This window comes from Cesiribacter andamanensis AMV16, from assembly GCF_000348925.1.
GTDB classification, from domain to species: domain Bacteria; phylum Bacteroidota; class Bacteroidia; order Cytophagales; family Cyclobacteriaceae; genus Cesiribacter; species Cesiribacter andamanensis.
This window is the reverse complement of record NZ_AODQ01000056.1, coordinates 1-20,676: the sequence shown is the minus strand read 5'-3', so window position 1 is coordinate 20,676 and position 20,676 is coordinate 1. Positions and strand designations below refer to the sequence as shown.

The window sequence follows — 20,676 nt, the reverse complement described above, 5'->3', positions numbered from 1 at the left end:
CTGGGGCTACACTTTGGTTTGCTGGTGGTAGAGGGTAAGGCCGGCAATGGGGCTCTCCAGTACATGGTGTACCCGCAGCCCCAGGTCGGAGGCCGCCTTGCGCAGCACATTGCTGTTGTAATAGGCCACCGAACCTACAAAGTGCAGTTTGTGCTGCTGGTAGTCGGGGTACTTGCACACATTCTTTTCCAGAAAGCTCCGGAAGCTGTCGTACACATGCTGGTAGCACCAGGGGTCCTGCAGGTGGGTGTTCAGAAAGCGGGCAAAGGAAGCAATGTAGGGTTTGGGAAAGGGCTGTTTGTAAATGCGGTCCAGCACCTCATCAACCGTTACCCCCTGGTAGGCCTCAGCAAAGGCTTTGCTCAGGTGATCGGGCATGTTAAACCGAAGAAAATCGGCTACTACGCGCCGGCCCAGGTCGGAGCCGCTGCCCTCATCGCCCAGGATCCAGCCCAGGGCCGGAATGTTGTGCGTAATCTCCGCACCATTGTAGAGGCAGGAGTTGGAGCCGGTGCCCAGAATGCAGGCAATGCCCGGCTCGCTGCCGCACAGGGCGCGGGCGGCGGCCAGCAGATCATGTTCTATGGTGATGTCCGCCTCCGGAAACACCTCCCGAAAGGCCATGCGCACAATACTTTTGCTTTTTTCGGAGCTGCAGCCGGCCCCGTAAAAATGGATCTGCTGCGGACTGATGCCGTCAGAGAGCTGGGGCAGGAGTTCCTGCAGCAGGTTGTCCCGGATGTCGGCAGCCGTTTGGTGATGAGGGTTGTAGCCGGCCGTTTTGGCCTGCTGTATGCTGCCATCGGCCCCTAGCAGGCGCCACTGGGTTTTGGTAGATCCGCTATCGGCAATAAAGATCATAGGCAGGGGGGTAGAGTTGGCTAAATTAGCTAAACCGGCTTGGTGAAGCATTTAAGATAGCCATTTTTCTGATTTCTTCAGCTAATCAGGCGGCCTACCACCACAAACTTGTCAAATACCTTGTCGGTATGGGGTGCATCCCTGAGCTCCTGGGTAAGGTCTTGCCCGGCCCAGTGCTCATAGTGCTTGCCGCCCCGCCAGAGGCGGGAGGGGCTCACATCATAGATCAGGCCCCGGAAGGCGCACCAGATCTCGGGCCGGTCCTGGCCGTTGCGCAGGGCCAGCTGGCGTAGCGTATACACGGGCAGCATCAGGGGCGACCGGCCAGGTGGTCAAAATCTTTGGCCAGCGTATGCAGCAGTTTCAGGGGGGGCATGCTGGTTTCGATGCCCAGCAGCTGCTGCGCTTTATCGGCCATTAGCTGCACGGGCTGGGCATTGCCGGTAAGGCGGTAGGTGCGCAGCGTTTCCCGGATCAGGGCCACATCTTTTTCCTGCAGGCGGCTCACCTGCGGAAACTGCACCTCATAGGCCTCCTGTTCGGGGGCGGGGGTGTAGAGTTGCTGATCAAAATTATGCTGCTGGGGCCGGTATTTTACCACGGTGGTGCCGGCGGCCATATCGCCCAGGCGCTGCCCCTTGCCGTTGATGAGGATGGTGAGGATGGCCACCGAGCCATAGAGCCAGATATCCAGCGGGCGCAGCAGCCAGCGCAGCAGGTAGTTGCCAATGCCGGGCTGGGTGCCATCCAGGCGTACTACCTTCAGGTGCAGCTGCCGCTTGCCCAGGCTTTGCCCGTTAAAAAAGATCTCGCACAGCAGGTGATACAGAAAGGGGGGGAGAATAAATGTAATGATGAGCCAGGTAGGCATGCTGTATACCTCAGAATTGAACAGGATCAGCACAATATAGTAGGCCCCTGTGAGCAGAGAATCCAGCAAATACGCTCCTATTCGGTCGCCCAGGCCTGCTACCTCATAATCGATGAGTACATTTTGGGTGGTTTGTATCTCTACTTTCTGCATGCTTTGTTACCTTGTGCGTCCGGAGTAAAAGCAAATGTATGCGCGAGGCTCAATTTGTCAAAGCGAATTACCCAAAATGGAAATCTTTTGAGGAGCTGTTGCAGCAAAAGGGAGCTGCCGCGCCCGATCAACTGGCCGATCTGTTTGTGCAACTCACTGATGATCTGGCCTACGCCCGCACCCACTACCCCAGCAGCCAGATCATTCCCTACCTCAACGGGCTGGCCGCCTCGGTACACCAGCGCATTTACCGCAATAAAAAGGAAGACCTGAGCCGGCTGCTAACGTTCTGGACACAGGAACTGCCCCTGCTCTTTGCCGGGGCCCGGCGCCCGCTGCTCTATTCTTTTCTGATCTTTGCCGTATCGGTGGCCATTGGCGCCCTCTCGGCCGAATATGATGAGACCTACGCCCGCCTGATCCTGGGCGATGGCTATGTGAACATGACCCTGGAGAATATTGAAAAGGGCGATCCCATGGCCGTATACAAAGACGAGGACATGCTGAGCATGTTTGCCGCCATTGCCTATAACAACCTGCGGGTATCCTTTACCATTTTTGCCGCCGGACTGGTCTTTGCCGTGGGGGCCGGCCTTATACTGTTTTATAATGGGGTAATGGTAGGGGCTTTTCAGTATTTCTTTCTGAAGCAGGGCCTGTTCTGGACTTCTTTTCTTACCATCTGGGTACACGGCACGCTGGAGATGGCCTCCTTTATCATTGCCGGGGCGGCTGGCCTGGTGGTAGGCAACAGCTTTATGTACCCGGGCACCTATCCCCGCCGCACTTCCTTTGCCCGGGGGGTGCGCACTGCGGTAAAAATGCTGGTAGGGGTGCTGCCCATTATTGTGGCGGCAGCCGTGCTGGAAAGCTACGTAACCCGCTATACCGAATGGCACTGGGCAGCAAAGGGAGCAATAATCCTTACATCGGCCCTGTTCATGCTCTATTATTTTGTAATTTATCCCCTCAAAGTAGAACGCATACACCATGCAGCAGCACATTAACTTTAAGCGGGAACGCCGCCTGGGCGACAAGCTTAATGCTACCTTCGCCTTCTTTAGCCAGAACATCAAGCCCCTGCTCACCAATACCGTACTGGTGGTAGGCCCCTTTGCGCTGGTGGCCGGTGTATGCTTTAGCCTCTACCAGACGTATATTATGGGCGCCCTAGGAGAGCAGGAGGCCCCCACCGGCGCCAGCCACTATTTTATGCTGGGCCTTTCGGTGATCCTGATGATGATCACCACCCTGATTGCCTCCACCCTCATGGTGGCTGTGGTGCAGCGCATGCTGCGCGAGTATGTGGAAAAGGGATCGGCCCAGGTGCCGGCATCGCAGCTGTGGAGCAGCATCTGGGGCGAGTTTTTCTCGGTGCTGGGCTCGTCTTTTGGCATAGTGGTGCTTATGTGCATCCTGATGGCTGTAATCATTACCCCCCTGGCGCTGCTGGCTACGGCCCTGAAAGCGCCAGCCCTGGTGCTGCTGATTGTGCTGCTGGTGTTCTTTGCCGTTTTGCTGGGCGGAGCGGCCCTTATGCTCATTTACCCCATCCGAAGCTTTGAGCGTAAAAATTTCTTTGAGGCCCTCAACCGGGCCATGGAGCTGAACGCCGGCAAGTGGCTAAGCACGGCCGGATTGTTCTTTATTGTGTACTGTGTGCAGTCGGTGATGATGTTTGCCGCGGCCATTCCCAACTACATCCTGATGTTCATGCGCATGATGCATGCCCGGGATATGGAAAGTCTGGAGGTAGATACCGGAGGGGTAGGGGTATATGACCTGATTGGGGCGCTGTCGGGCTCGCTCTATGTGCTGGGCTTTACCTTTGCCAGCAGCCTGCTCTTTATCGGCATCACCTTTCAGTACTTCAGCCTGCGGGAAAATAAGGAAGCCAGCGGCTTGTTGGAGCGCATGCAGGCATTTGGCGTAGCCGAGGCAGTTCATGAAGAGCAGGAACAGTACTAAGCCCCCCCTGGGGCTGCTGCTGGTAGTGCTGCTGGGGCTCTGCTGGTACCCTCTTTTTGGGCAAGCCCCCCCTGTACAGGCCCGGCCCGATTCCTCCATAAGTATGTCCCCTCTGCAGGAAAGCCAGCCGGAGACCGCTGCCCCGGCCTGGCAGCGCCGCCAGTTTTCAGAGCAGACCCTGGCCGAGCTGGAGGAGGATGGCGACATGGACTATGCCCTGGCCAAGGCCGACGAAGGGGCCTGGGACCGCTTTAAGCGCTGGCTGGCCTATAAGCTCGCTGAGGTGCTGGGCGGCGCTTCCGACAGCGGCCTGCTGGGTGCTCTCTTTTACGCCTTCTGCATAGCCGCCGGCCTGTTTATTGTGATCCGCTTTCTGGACATTGATCTGAGCAGCCTGCTGCACCGCAAGGCGGCCGCTACCCCCATACAGGCGCCGGAGGGCCTAACCGAAAACATACATGCGCTGAACTTCGAGGCCGAAATTGCCACGGCGGTGCAGCGGGAGGAGTACCCCCGGGCCATCCGCCTGGTGTACCTGGCAGCGCTCAAGCGCCTGTCCGATGGGGGCCACATTCGCTGGGAGCCCGGCAAAACCAACCGCCAGTACCAGCAGGAGGTGCAGGCAGCAGACATCAGCACGCACTTTACCCGCCTGGGCTACTACTTTGAGTGGGCCTGGTATGGCAATTTTCCCGTCGATAAGGGGGTATTTGAGCAGGTGCAGCAGGAGTGGGTCCAGTTTAGCAGAAAGGCAGGGGTAGCGGCATGAGCAGGCGTCAACTCTATATTCTGGGCGGGGTGCTGCTGGTCTTTGTGCTTATAGAAGCACTGGTGCCCAAACCCCTGAACTGGCGGGCCACCTACTCGCAGCGGGACAAGAACCCCTATGGCGCCTATGCGCTGGCGCAGCTGCTGCCCGATTTTCTGAAAGAAGGAGCACCCCATATCCGGCCCGTTACCCTCTATGAGCTTGATAGCATGCCCACCCCCCTGAACCAGCTGGTGCTGGCCGGCTTCTTTGAGCCCGGCACCGAAGATGTGGAGGTGCTGTTGCGGCGGGTGCAGGCCGGCGATCATGCCTTTCTGGCTGCCGAGCACTGGAATGAGCTGCTGCAGGATACGCTGGGCTTTTCCTATACCTACGATTTTCAGTTCAACCCCCTGGGCGAGCAGGCAGCCGATAGCATGTACCTTTGGTTTACCCAAAAGGGCCTGCCCAAAGAGAAGTACCGCTACCCGGCTACGGCCCTGGCCTCCTCCTTCGATAGCCTGCCGGCTGGGGCTATCACCCTGGCGCTTAATAACAAGCTCAACCCTGTGCTGGCGGCCATTCCCTGGGGAAAGGGCACTATTTACCTCTCCAGCACCCCCCTGGCCTATACCAACTATTTTCTGATGCAGCCCCAGACCCGCGGCTTTGCCGAGGCGGCCCTGAGCTACCTGCCGGAGCAGACCCCCTTCTGGACCGAATACTATCACCTGGGCCGGATGGAGTCGCCCAGCCCCCTGCGCTTTGTGCTCAGCGAGCCGGCCCTGCGCTGGGCCTACTACCTGGGCATGGGGGTTCTGCTGGGCTTTATCCTCTTTACCCTGCGGCGGCGCCAGCGCCCCATACCGGTGGTGGAGCCCCCGGCCAACACCAGCCTGCAGTTTGCCCACACCGTGGCCCGCCTCTATTACGGACAGCAGGACCACCTGAACCTGGCCCACAAGCGTATTGCCTACTTTATGGAAGAGCTGCGGGAGCGCTACCAGATGCCCGCCGGCCAGCCGGATACCGCCTGGCAAAAGCGCCTGGCCCACAAAAGCGGCCATACGCTGGAAGAGGTGCACCAGCTGTTTGCCTACATCAATCGGGTACAGCAGCAGGCGGCCCTTTCGGCGCAGGACCTGATGAACCTGAATGAAAAATTAGACTACTTTACCAGACGATAAGATGGAAGATCTAGAAAATATAGAGACCACCCCCTTTGCCAGCCGCCTAAACCTGAATGATCTGCAGGAGAGCATGGCCGCCATTCGCAGCCAGATAGGCTCGGTGATTGTGGGCCAGCAGGAAATGGTGGAGCTGCTGCTGGTGGCCCTATTGGCCGAAGGCCATGTGCTCATTGAAGGGGTGCCCGGCGTAGCCAAGACCCTTACGGCCAAGCTGCTGGCAGCGGCCATCGATACGGGCTTTTCCCGCATCCAGTTTACCCCCGACCTGATGCCTTCCGACATCCTGGGCACCTCGGTCTTTAATGTAAAGACCAGCGATTTTGAGTTCCGCCAGGGGCCTATCTTCTCTAACCTGGTGCTCATTGACGAGATCAACCGCGCCCCGGCCAAGACTCAGGCGGCCCTGTTTGAGGTAATGGAAGAGCGCCAGATTACCATGGATGGGCAGACGCGCCGCATGGGCGAGCCCTTTATGGTGCTGGCTACCCAAAACCCCATTGAGCAGGAGGGCACCTACCGCCTGCCCGAGGCCCAGCTGGACCGCTTCCTGTTTCGCATTGATGTACCCTATCCCGAGCTGGATGAAGAAGTGCTGATCCTGCAGGGGCATCATACCAAAGGAAAGGATTTCTCGGGCGCCTCCATACAGCCGGTGCTAAAACCCGAGCAGATTGCCCGCGCCCGCGCCCTGGCCCGCCAAGTGCATGTGAGCGATGATCTGCTGCGCTACATTGCCCGGCTGGTGACCACCACCCGCGCCTATCCCGATCTGTACCTGGGCGCATCGCCCCGGGCTTCCATTGCCATACTGGCCTCGGCCAAGGCCTATGCCGCCCTGCAGGGACGGGATTTTATCACCCCTGAGGATGTGAAGCGCCTGGCCATACCCGTGCTGCAGCACCGCGTTAGCCTTACCCCCGAGCGGGAAATGGAAGGCCGGCAGGAGGCCGACATCCTGCGTGAATTAATTGAAACCGTAGAAGTACCCCGCTAGTGCAGCTGCTTAGTTCCTTTTACTTCCAGCGCAGGTTCTGGATGGCCGCCCTGGCCCTGGTAGCCCTGGGGCTGGCCGGCTTTCCGCTGCCCTCGCTGCTGTTCTGGTCCAAGGCCGGCTTCGGCCTGCTGACGCTGCTGCTGCTGGTAGATGTGCTGGTACTCTACCGCCTGCCCAGGGGCCTGGAGGGGGAGCGCACCCTGGCCGACCGCCTCTCCAATGGCGATGATAACCCGGTGCAGCTACAATTTCGGAATCGCTACCCCTTTGCCATTTCCCTTACGGTGATCGATGAGGTACCCGAGCAGTTTCAGGCCCGGCATCTGCAGTTTGCCCTGCAGCTGGCGGCCGGAGTGCAAAAGCGGCATACCTACTTTCTGCGGCCCACCAAACGGGGTGCCTATGACTTTGGCTTTCTGAATGCCTATGTAGCCTCCCCGCTGGGGCTGGCAAGCCGCCGCTACAAATTTGCGCTGCACAAAGAGGTGCCCGTGTACCCCAGCTACATCCAGATGCATAAATTTGAGCTGCTGGCTTTCTCCAGCCTGCCCGAGCAGGGCATCAAGCGCTTCAGGCGCATGGGGCAGAACCAGGAGTTTGAGCAGATCCGGGACTATGTGCAGGGCGATGATTACCGCACCCTGAACTGGAAAGCCACCGCCCGCAGCGGGCAGATGATGGTGAATACCTACCAGGACGAGCGCTCCCAGCAGGTGGTATCCCTAATTGACAAGGGCCGCCTCATGCACATGCCCTTTGAGGGGCTTTCGCTGCTGGACTGGTCCATCAACGCCTGCCTGGCCCTCTCCAACATTGCCATCAAGAAGGGCGATAAGGCGGGCCTGATCACCTTTCAGGAAAAGATAAACCTGCTGCTGCCGCCCAGCCGGCAGGGGGGGCAGATGAATGCCATTCTGGAAGCGCTCTATAAGCAGAAGACTGCCTATAAGGAGGCCGATTTCAGCCGCCTGTACATGGGGGTGCGCCGCCAGCTGCCCCAGCGCAGCCTGCTGCTGCTCTTTACCAATTTTGAGTCGCTGCAGGGCATGCGCCGCCAGTTGCCGCAGCTGCGCCAGCTGGCCCGCCAGCACCTGCTGGTGGTGATCTTTTTTGAAAATACCGAGCTGGTGCAGCTGCTGGACGCACCGGTAAAGGGGCTGGAGGACGTGTATACCAAAACCATTACCCAAAAGCTACTGCATGAAAAGAAGCTGATAGTAAGGGAGCTGCAGCAGCACGGCATCCAAAGTCTGCTCACCCCTCCGCAGGGGCTTACTGTAAGTGTCATAAACAAGTACCTGGAGCTGAAATCCCGGGGGCTTATCTAAAAAAGGGGTGTTAAGAATATTTTTGGCCGGAGTTGCGTTGTGTAAGTGATCTTGAAAAAGCTGATACTACTTTCACTGATATTTTTTGGGCTGCTGGGGGCAGCGCAGGGGCAGGAGCTGCGCCAGGTGCGGGGGCGTGTGGTACAGGCGACAGACAGCTTGCGGCCCCTTCCCTATGTGCAGGTGCTGAACCGTACCCGCAGCAGCGGCACCGTTAGCGATCTGGAGGGCTATTTCAGCCTTCGCATGTCCGATGAGGATAAGCTTGAGTTCCGCATGATCGGCTATCAGGATACCACCATTCTTGTCAGTGATTTTGCCCGCATGGGCTACCGCTTCCCCATGAAAGAAAAGGTAGTGGTGATGCGTCCCGCCACCATCCGCACCACCCGCCCCGACTACAAGCCTTTTGCCCCGGCCGAAAAAAGCGACGACCCCTATGTGGGCTACCGTAGCGTACGGCCCAGCGGCCTGGATCCTGTAGAACAGAAAATTGGCCTCACCACTACCGGCAGCGGAGCCGCGCTGGAGGGGGCCGTAACCCAGTTTGCCAACCTCTTCAGCAAAAAGGAGAAGCAGCGCAAAAAGATCCGGGAGCTCAAGGCTAAGGCAGCCTTTGAGGAGTATTACAATGCCCTCTTCAACTACTGGTTCGATGAGAAGATCGTAGCCGAGCTCACCGGCTACCGGGGGGGCGTGCTCAAAGATTTCCTTGCCTTCTGCAAGCCCAGCCTCCAGTTCCTGGAAGAAACCAACGAATACAATGCCATCCTCACCATCTGGAAGTATCAGGAGCAATACGAGGCGCTGTATTATCGATAGGGGATGGGGTTCATTCGGAATAAAGTTGGTTCGGAGAACCAAAGCATAGCGTCCGCAGGTTCGGAGAACCTGCGGAAGTGCAGTGAACTGGTATTTTCAAGAACAAATTGAGCAACACCAACATAGCCATCTGGTACCAATGCTGCTACACACTGGAGGAAATCTGATTGCGGGCTTTTTTATGTTCTGGGGGCTATTTAGCCTCGGCGTGCTGCTGGTGATGCTGATCGTTCTGAAGATGAGGGGGCGCTATAAGACCAGGCAACTGCCGGTGTATATCCTGTTCTCCCTTTTGCTGGGAGCCCTCTCCTTCGGCCTTTCTATCTGGGTTTTTATGTATGGGGGATGAATAGCAGCTGCTTAGATGCTTCTACTGCAGCATGCAGTCGCTTGGCTCTGCTACTGGTAACAGATATTTTTAGTTAAAGCTCCCTTAGTAGCCTTGCGGAATGATGGATCCGGGATATGCCTATAGTTTCATCAGCTTCTACTCTATAGATGATTCTGTAGTTGCCTTCGAGGAGTTCCCTTATTGTATCATCGTCAAATTCCGGGACTTTTCTGCCGATTAGAGGATGCTGTTCCAAGGCATCTACTTTTTCAATGATCTTATCCAATAGTCGATCGGCATATATGGGTGAATCTTGCGCTATATAGTCATACACGGTTCGCAGGTCATCAAGCGCAATGGTCGACCATTTTATTTTTGCCATGACTTGATGATATTCTTTGCCTGGTCATGGGAGACTGTTTTCCCCTCGTCTAGCTGCTTCATGCCTTTCTGAACCTTATCGATGAAGATCAGCCTTTCGATCAGCTCCTCAAGTTCAAATTCCTGTGGCATTTCCCGAACAGCCTCTAAAACTTTATCTTTGGTCATGGTATTGTCGTTTCTAATCCAGACTAATATACCCCTTTTTTGGCTTGTCGCCAATTACCCCCATACAGGAGTAGTTGCTAAAAGGGCCTGCCTGCAGCAGGAAGGTTTGTCATCCGCCGGCATCATCTCTTTTTGCCCCCCTTAAATCAGCTTATTATACGTATTGATCCAACGCTCGGGCATTTCGCCCTGTACGGCCATCAGGTAGTCGTTGTAGCTGCAGGGCACCATGAAGTTGCGGCCGTAGCGGCTGACGTCGTCGTTGGGGTGGGGTACTTCCATCCACCATTTTTCGCTGCGGCGGCTTTTGTAAAAGGTAAGGGTGGAGGGCTCGGCCGGCATGGTCACAATAAAGCGCTGGTAGTCGTTGCCGGCAAAGCTTACTTCCTGCTTGCGGTTGTAATAGCCCTCAATGAAATACCAGATCATGGTGGCTACCACCGAGGCAGTGGTGCGGCGGGCATCGTCCAGCTCGGGATTGTACTCAAAGAAGCTGATGGAGGAGAGCTTTTCGTTGAGGCCGGCATACCAGCAGAGCTGGCAGGCTTCCTCACCCGTAAGACCAAAAGGCTGGGCCTGGGCATTGCCGGGAGCGTCGGGGGCTTTAATGGCCGTAATGTCGAAGCTCAGCAGGTCGGCCTCGCGCACCAGAGGCTCGGCTTCGCGGATGTCGCGGCGCAGGTTGCCCAGGCGATGGGCCTCAAAGTAGAGGCGCTCCAGCATGGCCATGGCCGAGGGGTCTACCAGGTAGCTCTGGTAGGCCAGCAGCGAGTAGTTGAAGAGGTAGTTGGGCTCGTGTACCAGCAGCTGGTGCACATGGCGCAGGTTGGCCGGCTGCTCGGGGCTGTCTTCCAGGTCCAGCAGGGCATCTACATGCACCACGGACACCAGCTTTTCCAGGTCTTCATAGGCTTGGTACTGGCCGTAGGAAAGATCGTGCGAGCCGCCCAGCAGCAGGGGCAGGATGTTCTGGTTCATGAGCATGCTGCATACCTCGCGGATGCGCAGGTTGGTCTCGTCCAGGTCATGTCCGCTGATGAGGTTGCCTAGATCGGCAATGCGCAGGGTGCCCGTTGGGCAGCGCTTTAGCTTGTAGAGCTTCTGGCGGATGGCATCAGCCGCCCCGCTCACCCCCTGATTATCGCCACTGCCGCGGTTTTCGGTAAGGCCGATGAGGGCAATATCGATCTGCTCGAGCTCCGGAAAACTTTCGGCATGCAGGCGCATGCTTTTTACCAGGCTGTCGTGGGCGGTAATGCCGGAATAAAGGTGCTCGGGAAGGGCAGAGAAAAAGATCTTCAGGTTGGGCTGTTCCATAAAAGCGAAGATACCAGCTTTTCCCGAAAAGTACAGCCCCTTATACCCCCTCCGTACCAAAAGCAAAAAGGCTGCTCCAGAGGGGCAGCCATTTTGCAAATCAGAAGAGTAGTAGTCAAATCGTTCAGTGCTGTGCGCGCACTTTGGGTCGTTTGGTCTTATTCACCACCTTTTCGTGGCGCATGCTTTTATAATCGTTATAGGTCTGGCCCTGCTGACGAACATAGACTGTTTCGCTGCATCCCCCCATTACTAACAGAAACAGGCCTGAGAGTAAAATCAAACGTTTGCATAATTTGTTCATCCCGCCAAAACTTTTTAAAATTGGCCCTGATTACTGGATAAAGGTACTACTTCCTTAAGGGCGCAACCAAGCCCAAAGCAGGACGTATGTTACCCACGTAAGAATTTTCCTTAAACCACACGTTTCATTTTTTTATGGCCGTTCACATCGAACAACTCCTTGGACAGGAAGCAGAAAGCCTGCTCTCCCACGAATGTAAAACCATTGCCAAAAGCAGACTGCACCTGCCGGGTGCCGATTTCATTGACCGCATCTTTAGCCAGAGCAACCGCTCGCCGCAGGTGCTGCGCAGCCTGGCCTCCATCTACAACAGCGGCCGCCTGGCCGGTACGGGCTATGTATCCATCCTGCCGGTAGACCAGGGCATTGAGCATACCGCCGGTGCGTCCTTTGGGCCCAATCCGGACTATTTCGATCCGGAAAACATCATCAAACTGGCCATTGAAGGGGGCTGCAATGCCGTAGCCACTACCTTTGGCAACCTGGCGGTGATGTCGCGCAAGTATGCGCACAAGATCCCCTTTGTGGTTAAGATCAACCACAACGAGCTGATGACCTACCCCAATACGTACGACCAGATCCTGTTCGGCTCTGTTGAGGAGGCCTGGAACCTGGGCGCTGCGGCCATTGGCGCTACCATTTACTTTGGCTCCGAGGAGAGCAGCCGGCAGATCGTGGAGATTGCCGCGGCCTTTGAGCGGGCGCACGAGCTGGGCATGGCCACCATTCTGTGGTGCTATACCCGCAACAACGATTTTAAAAAGGGCAGCACCGACTACCACGTAGCCGCCGACCTTACCGGACAGGCCAACCACCTGGGCGTTACCCTGCAGGCCGACATCATCAAGCAGAAGCTGCCGGAGAACAACGGAGGCTTCTCGGCCATTGGCTTTGGTAAAACGCACAAAAGCATGTACGAGACGCTGAGCAGCGACAACCCCATTGACCTGTGCCGCTACCAGGTAGCCAACTGCTACATGGGCCGTATTGGCCTGATCAACTCGGGCGGGGCTTCTTCAGGTGCTTCTGACCTGGCCGAAGCGGTGCGTACGGCGGTGATCAACAAGCGGGCCGGCGGGCAGGGACTCATCAGCGGCCGCAAGGCGTTTCAGCGTCCGCTGGCCGAAGGTGTGGAAATTTTGAACGCTATTCAGGATGTTTATCTTTCTGATACGGTAACGATTGCCTAACTTTGGCAGTCTAACAGCCAATTGTTTGCGATGACCTGGTTCAAGAGAAAGGATAAGAACATTGTTACGCCCACCGAGGCGAAAAAAGAAGTGCCAGACGGGTTGTGGTTCAAGTCTCCGGGTGGCAAGATCGTACATACGCGTGAACTCAAGGACAACTGCTATGTGGTGCCGGATGAGAACTACCATGTACGCATTGGCTCCAAGGAGTACTTCGAGATTCTTTTTGACGGCAATGTTTTTACCGAGCTGGATGCAGAGCTGACCTCGGCCGACCCCCTGCACTTTACCGACAGCAAGCCCTACCCGCAACGGGTGGTGGCCTCGCAAAAAAAGACCGGCCTTAAAGATGCCGTTCGCTCGGCGGTAGGCAAGTGCAATGGGCGGGACCTGGTGGTGGCCTGTATGGACTTCAGCTTTATTGGCGGATCTATGGGAACCGTGGTGGGTGAGAAGATTGCCCGGGCCATTGATTATTCCCTCACCCACAAGATCCCCTTTATGATGATCTCCAAATCGGGTGGTGCGCGCATGATGGAGGCCGGCTTTTCGCTGATGCAGATGGCCAAGACCTCGGCCAAGCTGGCGCAGCTGGGCGAGGCCAAAGTGCCCTACATCTCGTTGCTGACCGACCCCACCACCGGAGGGGTTACCGCATCCTATGCCATGCTGGGCGATTTTAACATTGCCGAACCAGGGGCGCTGATCGGCTTTGCCGGCCCGCGCGTAATCCGCGAAACCATTGGCAAGGATCTGCCAAAGGGCTTTCAGAGCTCGGAGTTTGTGCTGGAGCACGGCTTTCTGGATTTTATCGTAGATCGCCGCAACCTCAAGAGCCGCATCAGCCAGCTGCTGCAAATGCTCAGCTAAGCCAGAAGTTACCCCCTTATTGTATACAAAACCGGCCCAGTGCCGGTTTTTTTTGTAAGCAAGGGCAATAGCAATATTCACATCACAAGCCGGGGCAAATCCTGGTCGTTCTATTGAAGAAGGTGGTACCAGCATGCTGATGCTGCGGGCAGCCAGGGCAGGCGGCAGTAGGGCGCTATTTCAGACAGAAGACAATCTTTTTTATTGCTATGGATTGTGCGGCTGCGGGAGAGAAGTGAGCAGGGCTCCCGCTTGCTATTCTTGCTTCTAGGTTATATCTTGTTAGTATAACTGCTTGTGCCCCTGGCCTCTTTTTTTCCGGACCGCACAAAGCCCACATCACCCATGGAAGCAGCCAATATTTTTAACAATGAAGAGGAGCGACTGCAGGAGCTGCTGAAGTACGACATTCTGGATACACCGCAGGAGGAGGACTTTGAGAACATTGTGCGCATGGCCTGCCAGAGCTGCCAGACCCCCATGGCCCTGATTACGCTGCTGGACGATTGCCGGCAGTGGTTTAAAGCCCGGGTAGGGGTTAAATTCAAGGAAACACCCAAAGATGCGGCTTTTTGCTCCTACGCCATCCGGCAAAGCGATGTGCTGGTGGTAGAAGATACTCACCTGGATCCCCGCTTTATCCACAACCCCCTGGTGCTGGGTGAACCCTACATACGCTTTTATGCAGGGGTGCCCCTGCAAACCCCGGCCGGCTACAACCTGGGAACGCTTTGCGTGCTGGCCAATCATCCGCGTAGTATCAGCGAAGAGCAGTTGTTCAGTCTTAAAACACTGGCCCGCTATGTGGTGCAGCTGCTGGAGCTGCGCTATCGGGAAAAAAGCCTTACGGGCGTTTGGCAGGAATTTTCCGACTGGCGCAGCCGGGTAGAGCAGCAGCAGCAGGTATTTACAATGGCCCATATAGCCGCCGGGGTGGGCATCTATGAGCTGGATATGCTTAGCGGAGCCCTGCAGGTATCTAATGGCTTTTGTACCCTGGTGGGCTGGCAGCGGGCTAAGCAATATACCAGGGAAGATTTTATGCGGCTGGTGGATCCTGATGAGTTGCCCCGGGTAGAGCAGGAGATCCGCGCCGCCCTGGAGGCAAAGGAACATTTTGAAATTGAGTACTGCTGCTGGCTGGAGAGCGGCAAGCGCATCTTTATCCGCAGCAGCGGGCAAATCATCTGCAATGAGGAGGGTGATCCGCATCGGCTGGTAGGGGTGATGCAGGATATCAGCGAGCGCAAGGAGTATGAGCGGCAGCTGGAAGCCCAGAATCGGGAGCTGATAAAGGTGAATCAGGAGCTGGACAATTTTGTGTACCGCGTATCCCACGACCTGCGCGCTCCCATGACCTCCGTACTGGGGCTCACCGAGCTACTTCTCAGCTATGAAAAGGACCCGGAGCAGATCCGTAGCATGCTGTTGATGATCCGCAAAAGTCTGCAGAAGCAGGATAAGTTTATCCGGGATATCCTGGATTACTCCCGCAATGCCCGCCTGGAGGTGAAGCCGGAAGTAGTTGATATAAACGAACTGACCACCGAGATTGTAAGCCAGCTGCAGCCAGCCACTGAGGCGGGCAGTGTAGCGCTGCAGGTATCTCAAAATGGCCAGGGCCCCTTTGTGACCGATCGCTACCGGCTGGGGGTGATCTTAAGCAACCTGCTTTCCAATTCCTTTAAATACCAGCAAACTTCCCGCAACAAAGAAAGCCCCTGGATAAAGGTACAGCTGGAGCTAAGCCCCGATACCGCCCTGCTGCGCATTGCCGATAATGGGATGGGTATTCCGCAGGAGCACCAGCCCCGCATATTTGACATGTTTTACCGGGCCACCGACGCTCAGCCGGGTTCGGGCCTGGGCCTCTATATCGTAAAGGAAACCGTAAGCAAGCTGCAGGGCAGTATCCGAATCAGCTCAGAACAAAACAAGGGCACAGAGGTGGTGCTGGAGCTGCCTAACTTATCACCCCCCTGAGCCCTTGCCGGAAAAAAAGAGTACTTACAGGCGCTCCCGGTCCCTGGCGCCGCCTGGCCAGCGGATCTCGGTAGCCCCCTGGCGGGAATGACGCAGGTCCAGCTCCCCTTTAGGCGCTTCTTTCATGCTGTCGTGGGCCTTCTGGCCTACACTGCCCTTGGCTACCGTAATGCCGCCATCGGCAAAATACAGGGCACCGGTTACATACGAGGCTTCGTCGGAGGCCAGAAAGAGGTACACATTGGCCATTTCTTCGGGCGTGCCGCGGCGGCCCATGGGGGTGGCATTGATCACCATTTTTTCCACTTCGCTGTCAAAGGGGCCATCCTCCTTATGCGTCCAGGCAGTATCAATGGCGCCGGGGCATACGCAGTTTACCCGCACCCCATGCTGCGCCTGCTCTACGGCCAGCCCCTTGCTAAAGGCATGAATAAAGCCTTTGGTGCCGCCATAGGGCGTATTTTGGGCTATGCCCAGCTGGCCGGCTTCTGAGCCGGCCGATACAATGCAGCCCCGGGTTTTATGCAGCTCCGGCAAGGCCATGCGGCTCATCATGAAGGCCGAACGAACGTTGTTGCGGATCATGTTGTCAAAGACCTCAATATCGTATTGCTGCAGCTCTTTCATGTCGGGAAACACCCCGGCATTGTTGATGAGGATATCCAGCTTGCCGAATTCTTCTACGGCAATTCGCACACAGCGCATGGCATCGTCGGCATCGGCCACATCGCCGCTAAAGGCTATAGCCCTGCCGCCGGCCTCCAGTATTTCCTGTACTACTTCCTGCACGGGGTCTTCCGGCATGCCGGCCACTACCACCTGTGCCCCTTCGCGGGCAAACTTCTTGCAGATCGCTTCCCCTATTCCCGTGGCGCCGCCGGTTACGATTGCCACTTTTCCCATTAGTCTTTCCATAACTGATTCGGTATTTAGTTCTTTCTAAAAGAAAATGCGCAGGCCTCAAATGGTTTTGAGATTGGGCCGATTTTTTGCCAATCCCTCTCAGCATCAGCAGGCTGGCCCGGCGGTGATGCCTCTCTGGTTGGCGCACACCCGGTGCAGAGGGGGGAGCAAAACCCTGACCATTGTCATTTTTTTATGTGCAGAGCGTTAGTAGTTTAGCAAGCCGCGCGCAGTTTGCTGCCTGCAGGTAAAATCCCCCTGCCGGATAGGCTCAAAAAAATGAATAGAGGTATGAAGACGAGTGGAATGAAACTCTCCCATGCAGGCAAAGAAGAACTGGCCAATGCCCTTACCCATGGCCTCGGCGTAGTGGCCGGGCTGGCCGGTGGCGGGGTACTTATTACGCTGGCGGCCATTTACGGCAATGGCTGGCAGCTGGCCAGCGCCAGTGTGTTTGTAGCGGCCCTGGTGCTGCTCTATACCGCCTCTACCCTGTACCATGCCATACAGCATGCGGTGGCCAAGGCCCGGCTGCAGGTAATGGACCATTGTGCCATCTTTATTCTGATTGCGGGCACCTACACCCCCTTTGCCCTGGTGGGCATACAGGGCTTTTGGGGCTGGCTGCTCTTTGGCCTGGCCTGGGGTCTGGCGGCGCTGGGGGTGGTTTTTAAGCTGTTCTTTACCGGACGGTATCAGAAGCTTTCCACCATTATTTACATTGCCATGGGCTGGATGGTGCTTATTGCCCTTAAACCCCTGCTGCTGTCGGTATCGGCTTCGGTGCTGTGGTGGTTGCTGGCCGGGGGGGTGCTCTATACAGCCGGCACCTTCTTCTACCACCGGGAGCAGCAGCGCTATGCCCATGCCATCTGGCACCTGTTTGTGCTGGGGGGCAGCGTCTGCCATTTTGTGGCCGTATTGCTGCAGGTAGTGCCTCCGCTGAGCTAACTTGCTCAAGTAGGGGGTATTGCCTATCTTGTTGGATCAACCTTCGTTAATCAACCTTCTGCGCCATGTCAGGACCACGTACACGCAACCTGCACAAAGCCGCTTTTACCATTGGGGTACTGGCTGTTTTGCTGGGATTGACGGTAATGCTGATGGACTTTCTGCAGGGACAGCCCTTTTCCGTTTTCTCCCTCACACCGGTAACGGTAGGCATACTGGCCATTGCCGTTAGTCTGCAAAAGCCCCGCCGGGGCAGTAATTCATAGCCTGGGGCACGCCAAGGTGGTTCTGCCTCTACCGCCGGGTACGTCCAGCATCTGGCAGCATGCGCCTGCAACAGATACTGCCGGCTGTGCTGCATGGGGTGTTGCTGCTTAAAAAAAAGCGGATCGGCCAACCAATGGCCTTGTGAACCTGTCTTCTACTAAACCCCCTGCCATGAAACACTTTTTTCATCTCTTTCTTTGCCTTTTGCTGATGGTCCCGGCCTGCAGCCCCGAGCAGGCGCCTGCCGCCGATCTGGAGTTGCCGCTCGGTACCCCCTTTGTGCTGCATCCTCCCCAAAAGGCGCTTTCTGAGGCGCTGCGCATTACCATACTACAGGTGATTGACAGCCGCTGCCCGCTGGATGTAAACTGCATCTGGGAGGGGGAGGTAAGCGTGCGCCTGCTGGCCGAAGGCGCGCAGGATGGTGCCGAATTACAACTGACGCTGCATCAGCCCGCATCCGATGGCCGTAATGTGGTGGAGTGGGAGGGGTACCGGATCACCCTGGAAGCCGTAAGCATGCCACCCGGCCACAAGGCCAACTGGAAGACCGAAGATTATGATGTGCGCTTGCTGGTAGACCGGCTGTAAGGCATTTTTTCTCCTGCCCCTCCTTGAGTACCTTTGAGGCATGCGCCTCATTCATCACCCGGTCCTTTGCAATTACTATGTTACCTACCGCTGCAATGCCAGCTGTAGCTTTTGCGATATCTGGGAGCGCCCCTCGCCTTATGTAACCCCCCTGGAGGTGGGCCATAACCTGAAGGATCTGCGCCGGCTGGGCGTACGGGTGATTGATTTTACGGGCGGAGAACCCCTGCTGCACCGGCAGATGGACGAGCTGCTGCGCATGGCCAGGGCAGAGGGCTTTATCACCACCCTTACCACCAATGGCCTGCTCTACCCCAAATGGGCCGAGCGCCTGCGGGGGCTGGTGGATATGCTGCACTTCTCGCTCGACTCTCCGCATAAGGAAGAACATGATGCCAGCCGGGGAGTAGCCTGCTTTGATTTTGTACAGGAAAGCATTGGCATTGCCACCCGCCTGGGCGAGCGGCCCGATATTCTCTTTACCGTACAGGAGGGCAATGTGCACCAGATCGGGGAGGTGTGGGAGCAATTCTGCAGGCCCAACAAGTTAGTGCTCATTCTCAACCCCATCTTTGATTATAATGCCGTAGCTACCGGCGGGGGTTTGTCTGAAGCGGCCCTGCAGGAGCTGGAAAAATGGGGGCGGCAGCAGGGGGTGTATCTTAATCAGGGATTCATAGGCCTGCGGCGGGATGGGGGTAATTCTATTGAAAAGCCTGTCTGCAAAGCAGCCAGCAGCACGGTGGTGATCTCGCCCGAAAACAAGCTGGTGCTGCCCTGCTACCACCTGGGCCTGCAGGAGTTTGCCATCGAGGGCCGCCTCTATGATTTGTACAAGTCGGCACCCGTGCAGCAACTGGTGGCGCAGGAGGGGCGCCTGCCCGCCTGCCAGGGGTGTACCATTAACTGCTATATGCAGCCCTCCTTTGCAGTAAACGTTAATAAATACTTCTGGCAGGCCCTGCCCAGTACCCTTAAATACACCCTGATGAAAGGCAGCTGGAAGGGGCTCTGGAGAGGAAAAAAGGCCTACGGACCAAAAGAACATTCTATTCCCTGAATCCAATGCCTGCAGGCGCCGTAACGTAGGAAAAAAACCGCTTTTTCCTGATTTAATTAGGGGCTATTGGGTATATTTGCGCCAAATTAGATCGTAAACCTATTTAAGAGGAATACATGAACCCAGAAATCATTACCGCCATAGTGGCCTTTGCCCTGGTAATCTTGTTGCTGGTGCTCATCCTATTGTTCGCTCAGTCCAAGCTGGTGCAGTCGGGTGATGTGCAGATTGTGGTCAATGGCGACGAAAGCCAGCCCATTGTGGTGTCGGCAGGGGGTACTCTGCTCAGCACACTGTCGGCGCAAAAGTTATTTCTGCCCTCGGCCTGCGGCGGCGGCGGTACCTGCGCCATGTGCAAGTGCGTGATTGAAGAAGGCGGCGGCGAAGTGCTGCCCACCGAAGTTGGTCACCTGAGCCGTACCGAGCAGCGCGAAAACGTACGCCTGGCCTGCCAGGTAAAGGTGAAGAATGATATGAAGATTCGCATTCCGGAAGAGATCTTCGGTATCAAGAAGTGGGAGTGCGAGGTGATTTCGAACTACAACGTATCTACCTTTATCAAAGAGTTTGTGGTGCGCCTGCCTGAGGGCGAAAGCATGCACTTTGAGCCGGGTGGCTATATCCAGATCGACGTACCGGCCATTACGGTCAACTTCAAGGACATGGACATTACGCCCAAGCCTGAGCTGAACCACAAGCCCGATGTGTATAAGTCTGACTGGGACAAATTCCAGATGTGGGGCCTGACCATGAAGAACGATGAGCCGCTCTTCCGTGCCTATTCCATGGCCAACCACCCTGCCGAAGGGAACATCATCATGCTTACCATCCGTATTGCCACCCCACCCTGGGATCGGGCCAATAACCGCTGGATGGATGTAAACCCCGGTGTGTGTTCTTCTTATGTATTCAGCCGCAAAGTAGGCGATAAGGTAACCATCTCCGGCCCGTACGGCGAGTTCCACATCAACCCTACCCAGCGCGAAATGATCTACATTGGGGGTGGTGCCGGTATGGCACCCCTGCGTTCGCATATCTTCCACCTGTTCCACACCGAAAAGACCGATCGCAAGGTAAGCTACTGGTACGGCGGACGCTCTAAAAAAGAGCTCTTCTATACCAACCACTTCCGCAACATTGAGAAGGACTTCCCTAACTTCCGTTTCTATATTGGTCTTTCCGAACCCCTGACCGAAGATAACTGGCAGCTGAAGAAAGCGCTGGATGATAGCGGCGATGGCTATGTAGGTTTTATTCACCAGGTGCTGTTTGATAATTACCTGAAGAATCACCCCGAGCCGGATTAAATCGAGTACTACCTCTGCGGACCTCCGATGATGAACGCCGCAGTACTGAAAATGCTCGACGACATGGGCATCCCCAAAGAAAATATCCGCTTCGACGACTTCGGTGGTTGATAGCAGA

The 20,676-nt window shown here is 56.3% G+C and carries 23 protein-coding genes and 1 pseudogene; 16 read left to right on the top strand and 8 right to left on the bottom strand.

Annotation, left to right across the window (positions count from 1 at the left end):
* Positions 1–6 precede the first annotated feature (6 nt).
* The 3 genes from ADICEAN_RS11480 to ADICEAN_RS11470 form a co-directional block, all read right to left on the bottom strand.
* Positions 7–861, bottom strand: coding sequence for an ATPase (locus tag ADICEAN_RS11480; protein WP_009195767.1), 855 nt, complete (start codon positions 859–861; stop codon positions 7–9).
* Positions 862–938: 77 nt separating this feature from the next.
* Complete coding sequence (locus ADICEAN_RS11475; RefSeq protein ID WP_009195766.1) at positions 939–1,172, bottom strand: cytochrome b5 domain-containing protein; 234 nt, start codon at positions 1,170–1,172, stop codon at positions 939–941.
* Positions 1,172–1,885: an RDD family protein gene (locus ADICEAN_RS11470; protein WP_009195765.1), complete on the bottom strand. Its 714-nt coding sequence runs from the start codon at positions 1,883–1,885 to the stop codon at positions 1,172–1,174. The genes ADICEAN_RS11475 and ADICEAN_RS11470 overlap by 1 nt, the downstream gene beginning before the upstream one ends.
* Positions 1,886–1,923: 38 nt before the next feature.
* On the opposite strand from ADICEAN_RS11470, the gene ADICEAN_RS11465 reads away from it, so the two are divergent.
* The 8 genes from ADICEAN_RS11465 to ADICEAN_RS11430 all read left to right on the top strand — a co-directional run bounded on the left by ADICEAN_RS11465 (position 1,924) and on the right by ADICEAN_RS11430 (position 9,284).
* Positions 1,924–2,892, top strand: a complete 969-nt coding sequence (locus ADICEAN_RS11465; protein ID WP_009195764.1) for a stage II sporulation protein M — start codon at positions 1,924–1,926, stop codon at positions 2,890–2,892.
* Positions 2,876–3,853: a hypothetical protein gene (locus ADICEAN_RS11460; protein WP_009195763.1), complete on the top strand. Its 978-nt coding sequence runs from the start codon at positions 2,876–2,878 to the stop codon at positions 3,851–3,853. Before ADICEAN_RS11465 ends, ADICEAN_RS11460 begins: the two co-directional genes overlap by 17 nt.
* The gene (locus ADICEAN_RS21220; RefSeq protein WP_009195762.1) at positions 3,831–4,622 is read left to right on the top strand and encodes a DUF4129 domain-containing protein; all 792 of its coding nucleotides are present in this window, start codon (positions 3,831–3,833) and stop codon (positions 4,620–4,622) included. Before ADICEAN_RS11460 ends, ADICEAN_RS21220 begins: the two co-directional genes overlap by 23 nt.
* Entirely contained in the window at positions 4,619–5,788 is a 1,170-nt protein-coding gene (locus tag ADICEAN_RS11450) for a DUF4350 domain-containing protein (RefSeq protein ID WP_009195761.1), read from the top strand. Before ADICEAN_RS21220 ends, ADICEAN_RS11450 begins: the two co-directional genes overlap by 4 nt.
* A 1-nt stretch (position 5,789) precedes the next feature.
* The gene (locus ADICEAN_RS11445) at positions 5,790–6,785 is read left to right on the top strand and encodes an AAA family ATPase (RefSeq protein WP_009195760.1); all 996 of its coding nucleotides are present in this window, start codon (positions 5,790–5,792) and stop codon (positions 6,783–6,785) included.
* Positions 6,785–8,113 carry a DUF58 domain-containing protein gene (locus ADICEAN_RS11440; RefSeq protein WP_040396864.1) on the top strand — a complete coding sequence of 443 codons (1,329 nt, stop codon included), beginning with the start codon at positions 6,785–6,787 and terminating at the stop codon, positions 8,111–8,113. Before ADICEAN_RS11445 ends, ADICEAN_RS11440 begins: the two co-directional genes overlap by 1 nt.
* Before the next feature lie 51 nt (positions 8,114–8,164).
* Entirely contained in the window at positions 8,165–8,935 is a 771-nt protein-coding gene (locus tag ADICEAN_RS11435; RefSeq protein WP_161622696.1) for a carboxypeptidase-like regulatory domain-containing protein, read from the top strand.
* 82 nt (positions 8,936–9,017) lie between these two features.
* Positions 9,018–9,284, top strand: a complete 267-nt coding sequence (locus ADICEAN_RS11430) for a hypothetical protein (protein ID WP_152426400.1) — start codon at positions 9,018–9,020, stop codon at positions 9,282–9,284.
* Positions 9,285–9,357: 73 nt separating this feature from the next.
* Here the strand turns inward: ADICEAN_RS11430 and ADICEAN_RS11425 are convergent, their stop codons facing one another.
* From ADICEAN_RS11425 to ADICEAN_RS21875, 4 genes are all read right to left on the bottom strand, one after another.
* Positions 9,358–9,648 (bottom strand): type II toxin-antitoxin system RelE/ParE family toxin, encoded by a 291-nt coding sequence (locus tag ADICEAN_RS11425; protein WP_009195756.1) that lies wholly within the window; start codon positions 9,646–9,648, stop codon positions 9,358–9,360.
* On the bottom strand, positions 9,636–9,815 hold the full coding sequence (locus tag ADICEAN_RS11420) for a hypothetical protein (protein ID WP_009195755.1): 180 nt from the start codon (positions 9,813–9,815) through the stop codon (positions 9,636–9,638). Before ADICEAN_RS11420 ends, ADICEAN_RS11425 begins: the two co-directional genes overlap by 13 nt.
* A gap of 141 nt (positions 9,816–9,956) precedes the next feature.
* Positions 9,957–11,132 (bottom strand): formimidoylglutamase, encoded by a 1,176-nt coding sequence (locus tag ADICEAN_RS11415; protein ID WP_009195754.1) that lies wholly within the window; start codon positions 11,130–11,132, stop codon positions 9,957–9,959.
* Between the two features lie 124 nt (positions 11,133–11,256).
* The gene (locus ADICEAN_RS21875; protein ID WP_236612903.1) at positions 11,257–11,415 is read right to left on the bottom strand and encodes a hypothetical protein; all 159 of its coding nucleotides are present in this window, start codon (positions 11,413–11,415) and stop codon (positions 11,257–11,259) included.
* Between the two features lie 155 nt (positions 11,416–11,570).
* Here ADICEAN_RS21875 and ADICEAN_RS11410 point away from each other — a divergent pair, with 155 nt between their 5' ends.
* The 3 genes from ADICEAN_RS11410 to ADICEAN_RS21215 all read left to right on the top strand — a co-directional run bounded on the left by ADICEAN_RS11410 (position 11,571) and on the right by ADICEAN_RS21215 (position 15,479).
* On the top strand, positions 11,571–12,626 hold the full coding sequence (locus ADICEAN_RS11410) for a class I fructose-bisphosphate aldolase (RefSeq protein ID WP_009195752.1): 1,056 nt from the start codon (positions 11,571–11,573) through the stop codon (positions 12,624–12,626).
* 30 nt (positions 12,627–12,656) lie between these two features.
* The gene (gene accD, locus ADICEAN_RS11405; RefSeq protein ID WP_009195751.1) at positions 12,657–13,496 is read left to right on the top strand and encodes an acetyl-CoA carboxylase, carboxyltransferase subunit beta; all 840 of its coding nucleotides are present in this window, start codon (positions 12,657–12,659) and stop codon (positions 13,494–13,496) included.
* A 345-nt stretch (positions 13,497–13,841) separates the two neighbouring features.
* Complete coding sequence (locus ADICEAN_RS21215) at positions 13,842–15,479, top strand: sensor histidine kinase (protein ID WP_152426399.1); 1,638 nt, start codon at positions 13,842–13,844, stop codon at positions 15,477–15,479.
* Between the two features lie 24 nt (positions 15,480–15,503).
* On the opposite strand, the gene ADICEAN_RS11395 is transcribed toward ADICEAN_RS21215, so the two are convergent.
* The gene (locus tag ADICEAN_RS11395; protein ID WP_009195749.1) at positions 15,504–16,394 is read right to left on the bottom strand and encodes an SDR family NAD(P)-dependent oxidoreductase; all 891 of its coding nucleotides are present in this window, start codon (positions 16,392–16,394) and stop codon (positions 15,504–15,506) included.
* Positions 16,395–16,673: 279 nt separating this feature from the next.
* Here ADICEAN_RS11395 and trhA point away from each other — a divergent pair, with 279 nt between their 5' ends.
* The 5 genes and pseudogenes from trhA to nqrF all read left to right on the top strand — a co-directional run bounded on the left by trhA (position 16,674) and on the right by nqrF (position 20,669).
* Positions 16,674–17,333: a PAQR family membrane homeostasis protein TrhA gene (gene trhA / locus ADICEAN_RS11390; protein ID WP_051068848.1), complete on the top strand. Its 660-nt coding sequence runs from the start codon at positions 16,674–16,676 to the stop codon at positions 17,331–17,333.
* A gap of 65 nt (positions 17,334–17,398) precedes the next feature.
* Entirely contained in the window at positions 17,399–17,599 is a 201-nt protein-coding gene (locus ADICEAN_RS11385; protein WP_009195747.1) for a hypothetical protein, read from the top strand.
* Positions 17,600–17,771: 172 nt separating this feature from the next.
* Positions 17,772–18,191, top strand: a complete 420-nt coding sequence (locus ADICEAN_RS11380) for a hypothetical protein (RefSeq protein WP_040396863.1) — start codon at positions 17,772–17,774, stop codon at positions 18,189–18,191.
* A gap of 40 nt (positions 18,192–18,231) precedes the next feature.
* Complete coding sequence (locus ADICEAN_RS11375; RefSeq protein WP_009195745.1) at positions 18,232–19,251, top strand: radical SAM protein; 1,020 nt, start codon at positions 18,232–18,234, stop codon at positions 19,249–19,251.
* Positions 19,252–19,367: 116 nt separating this feature from the next.
* Positions 19,368–20,669: pseudogene (gene nqrF, locus ADICEAN_RS11370) on the top strand (NADH:ubiquinone reductase (Na(+)-transporting) subunit F).
* The last annotated feature ends 7 nt before the right edge of the window (positions 20,670–20,676 follow it).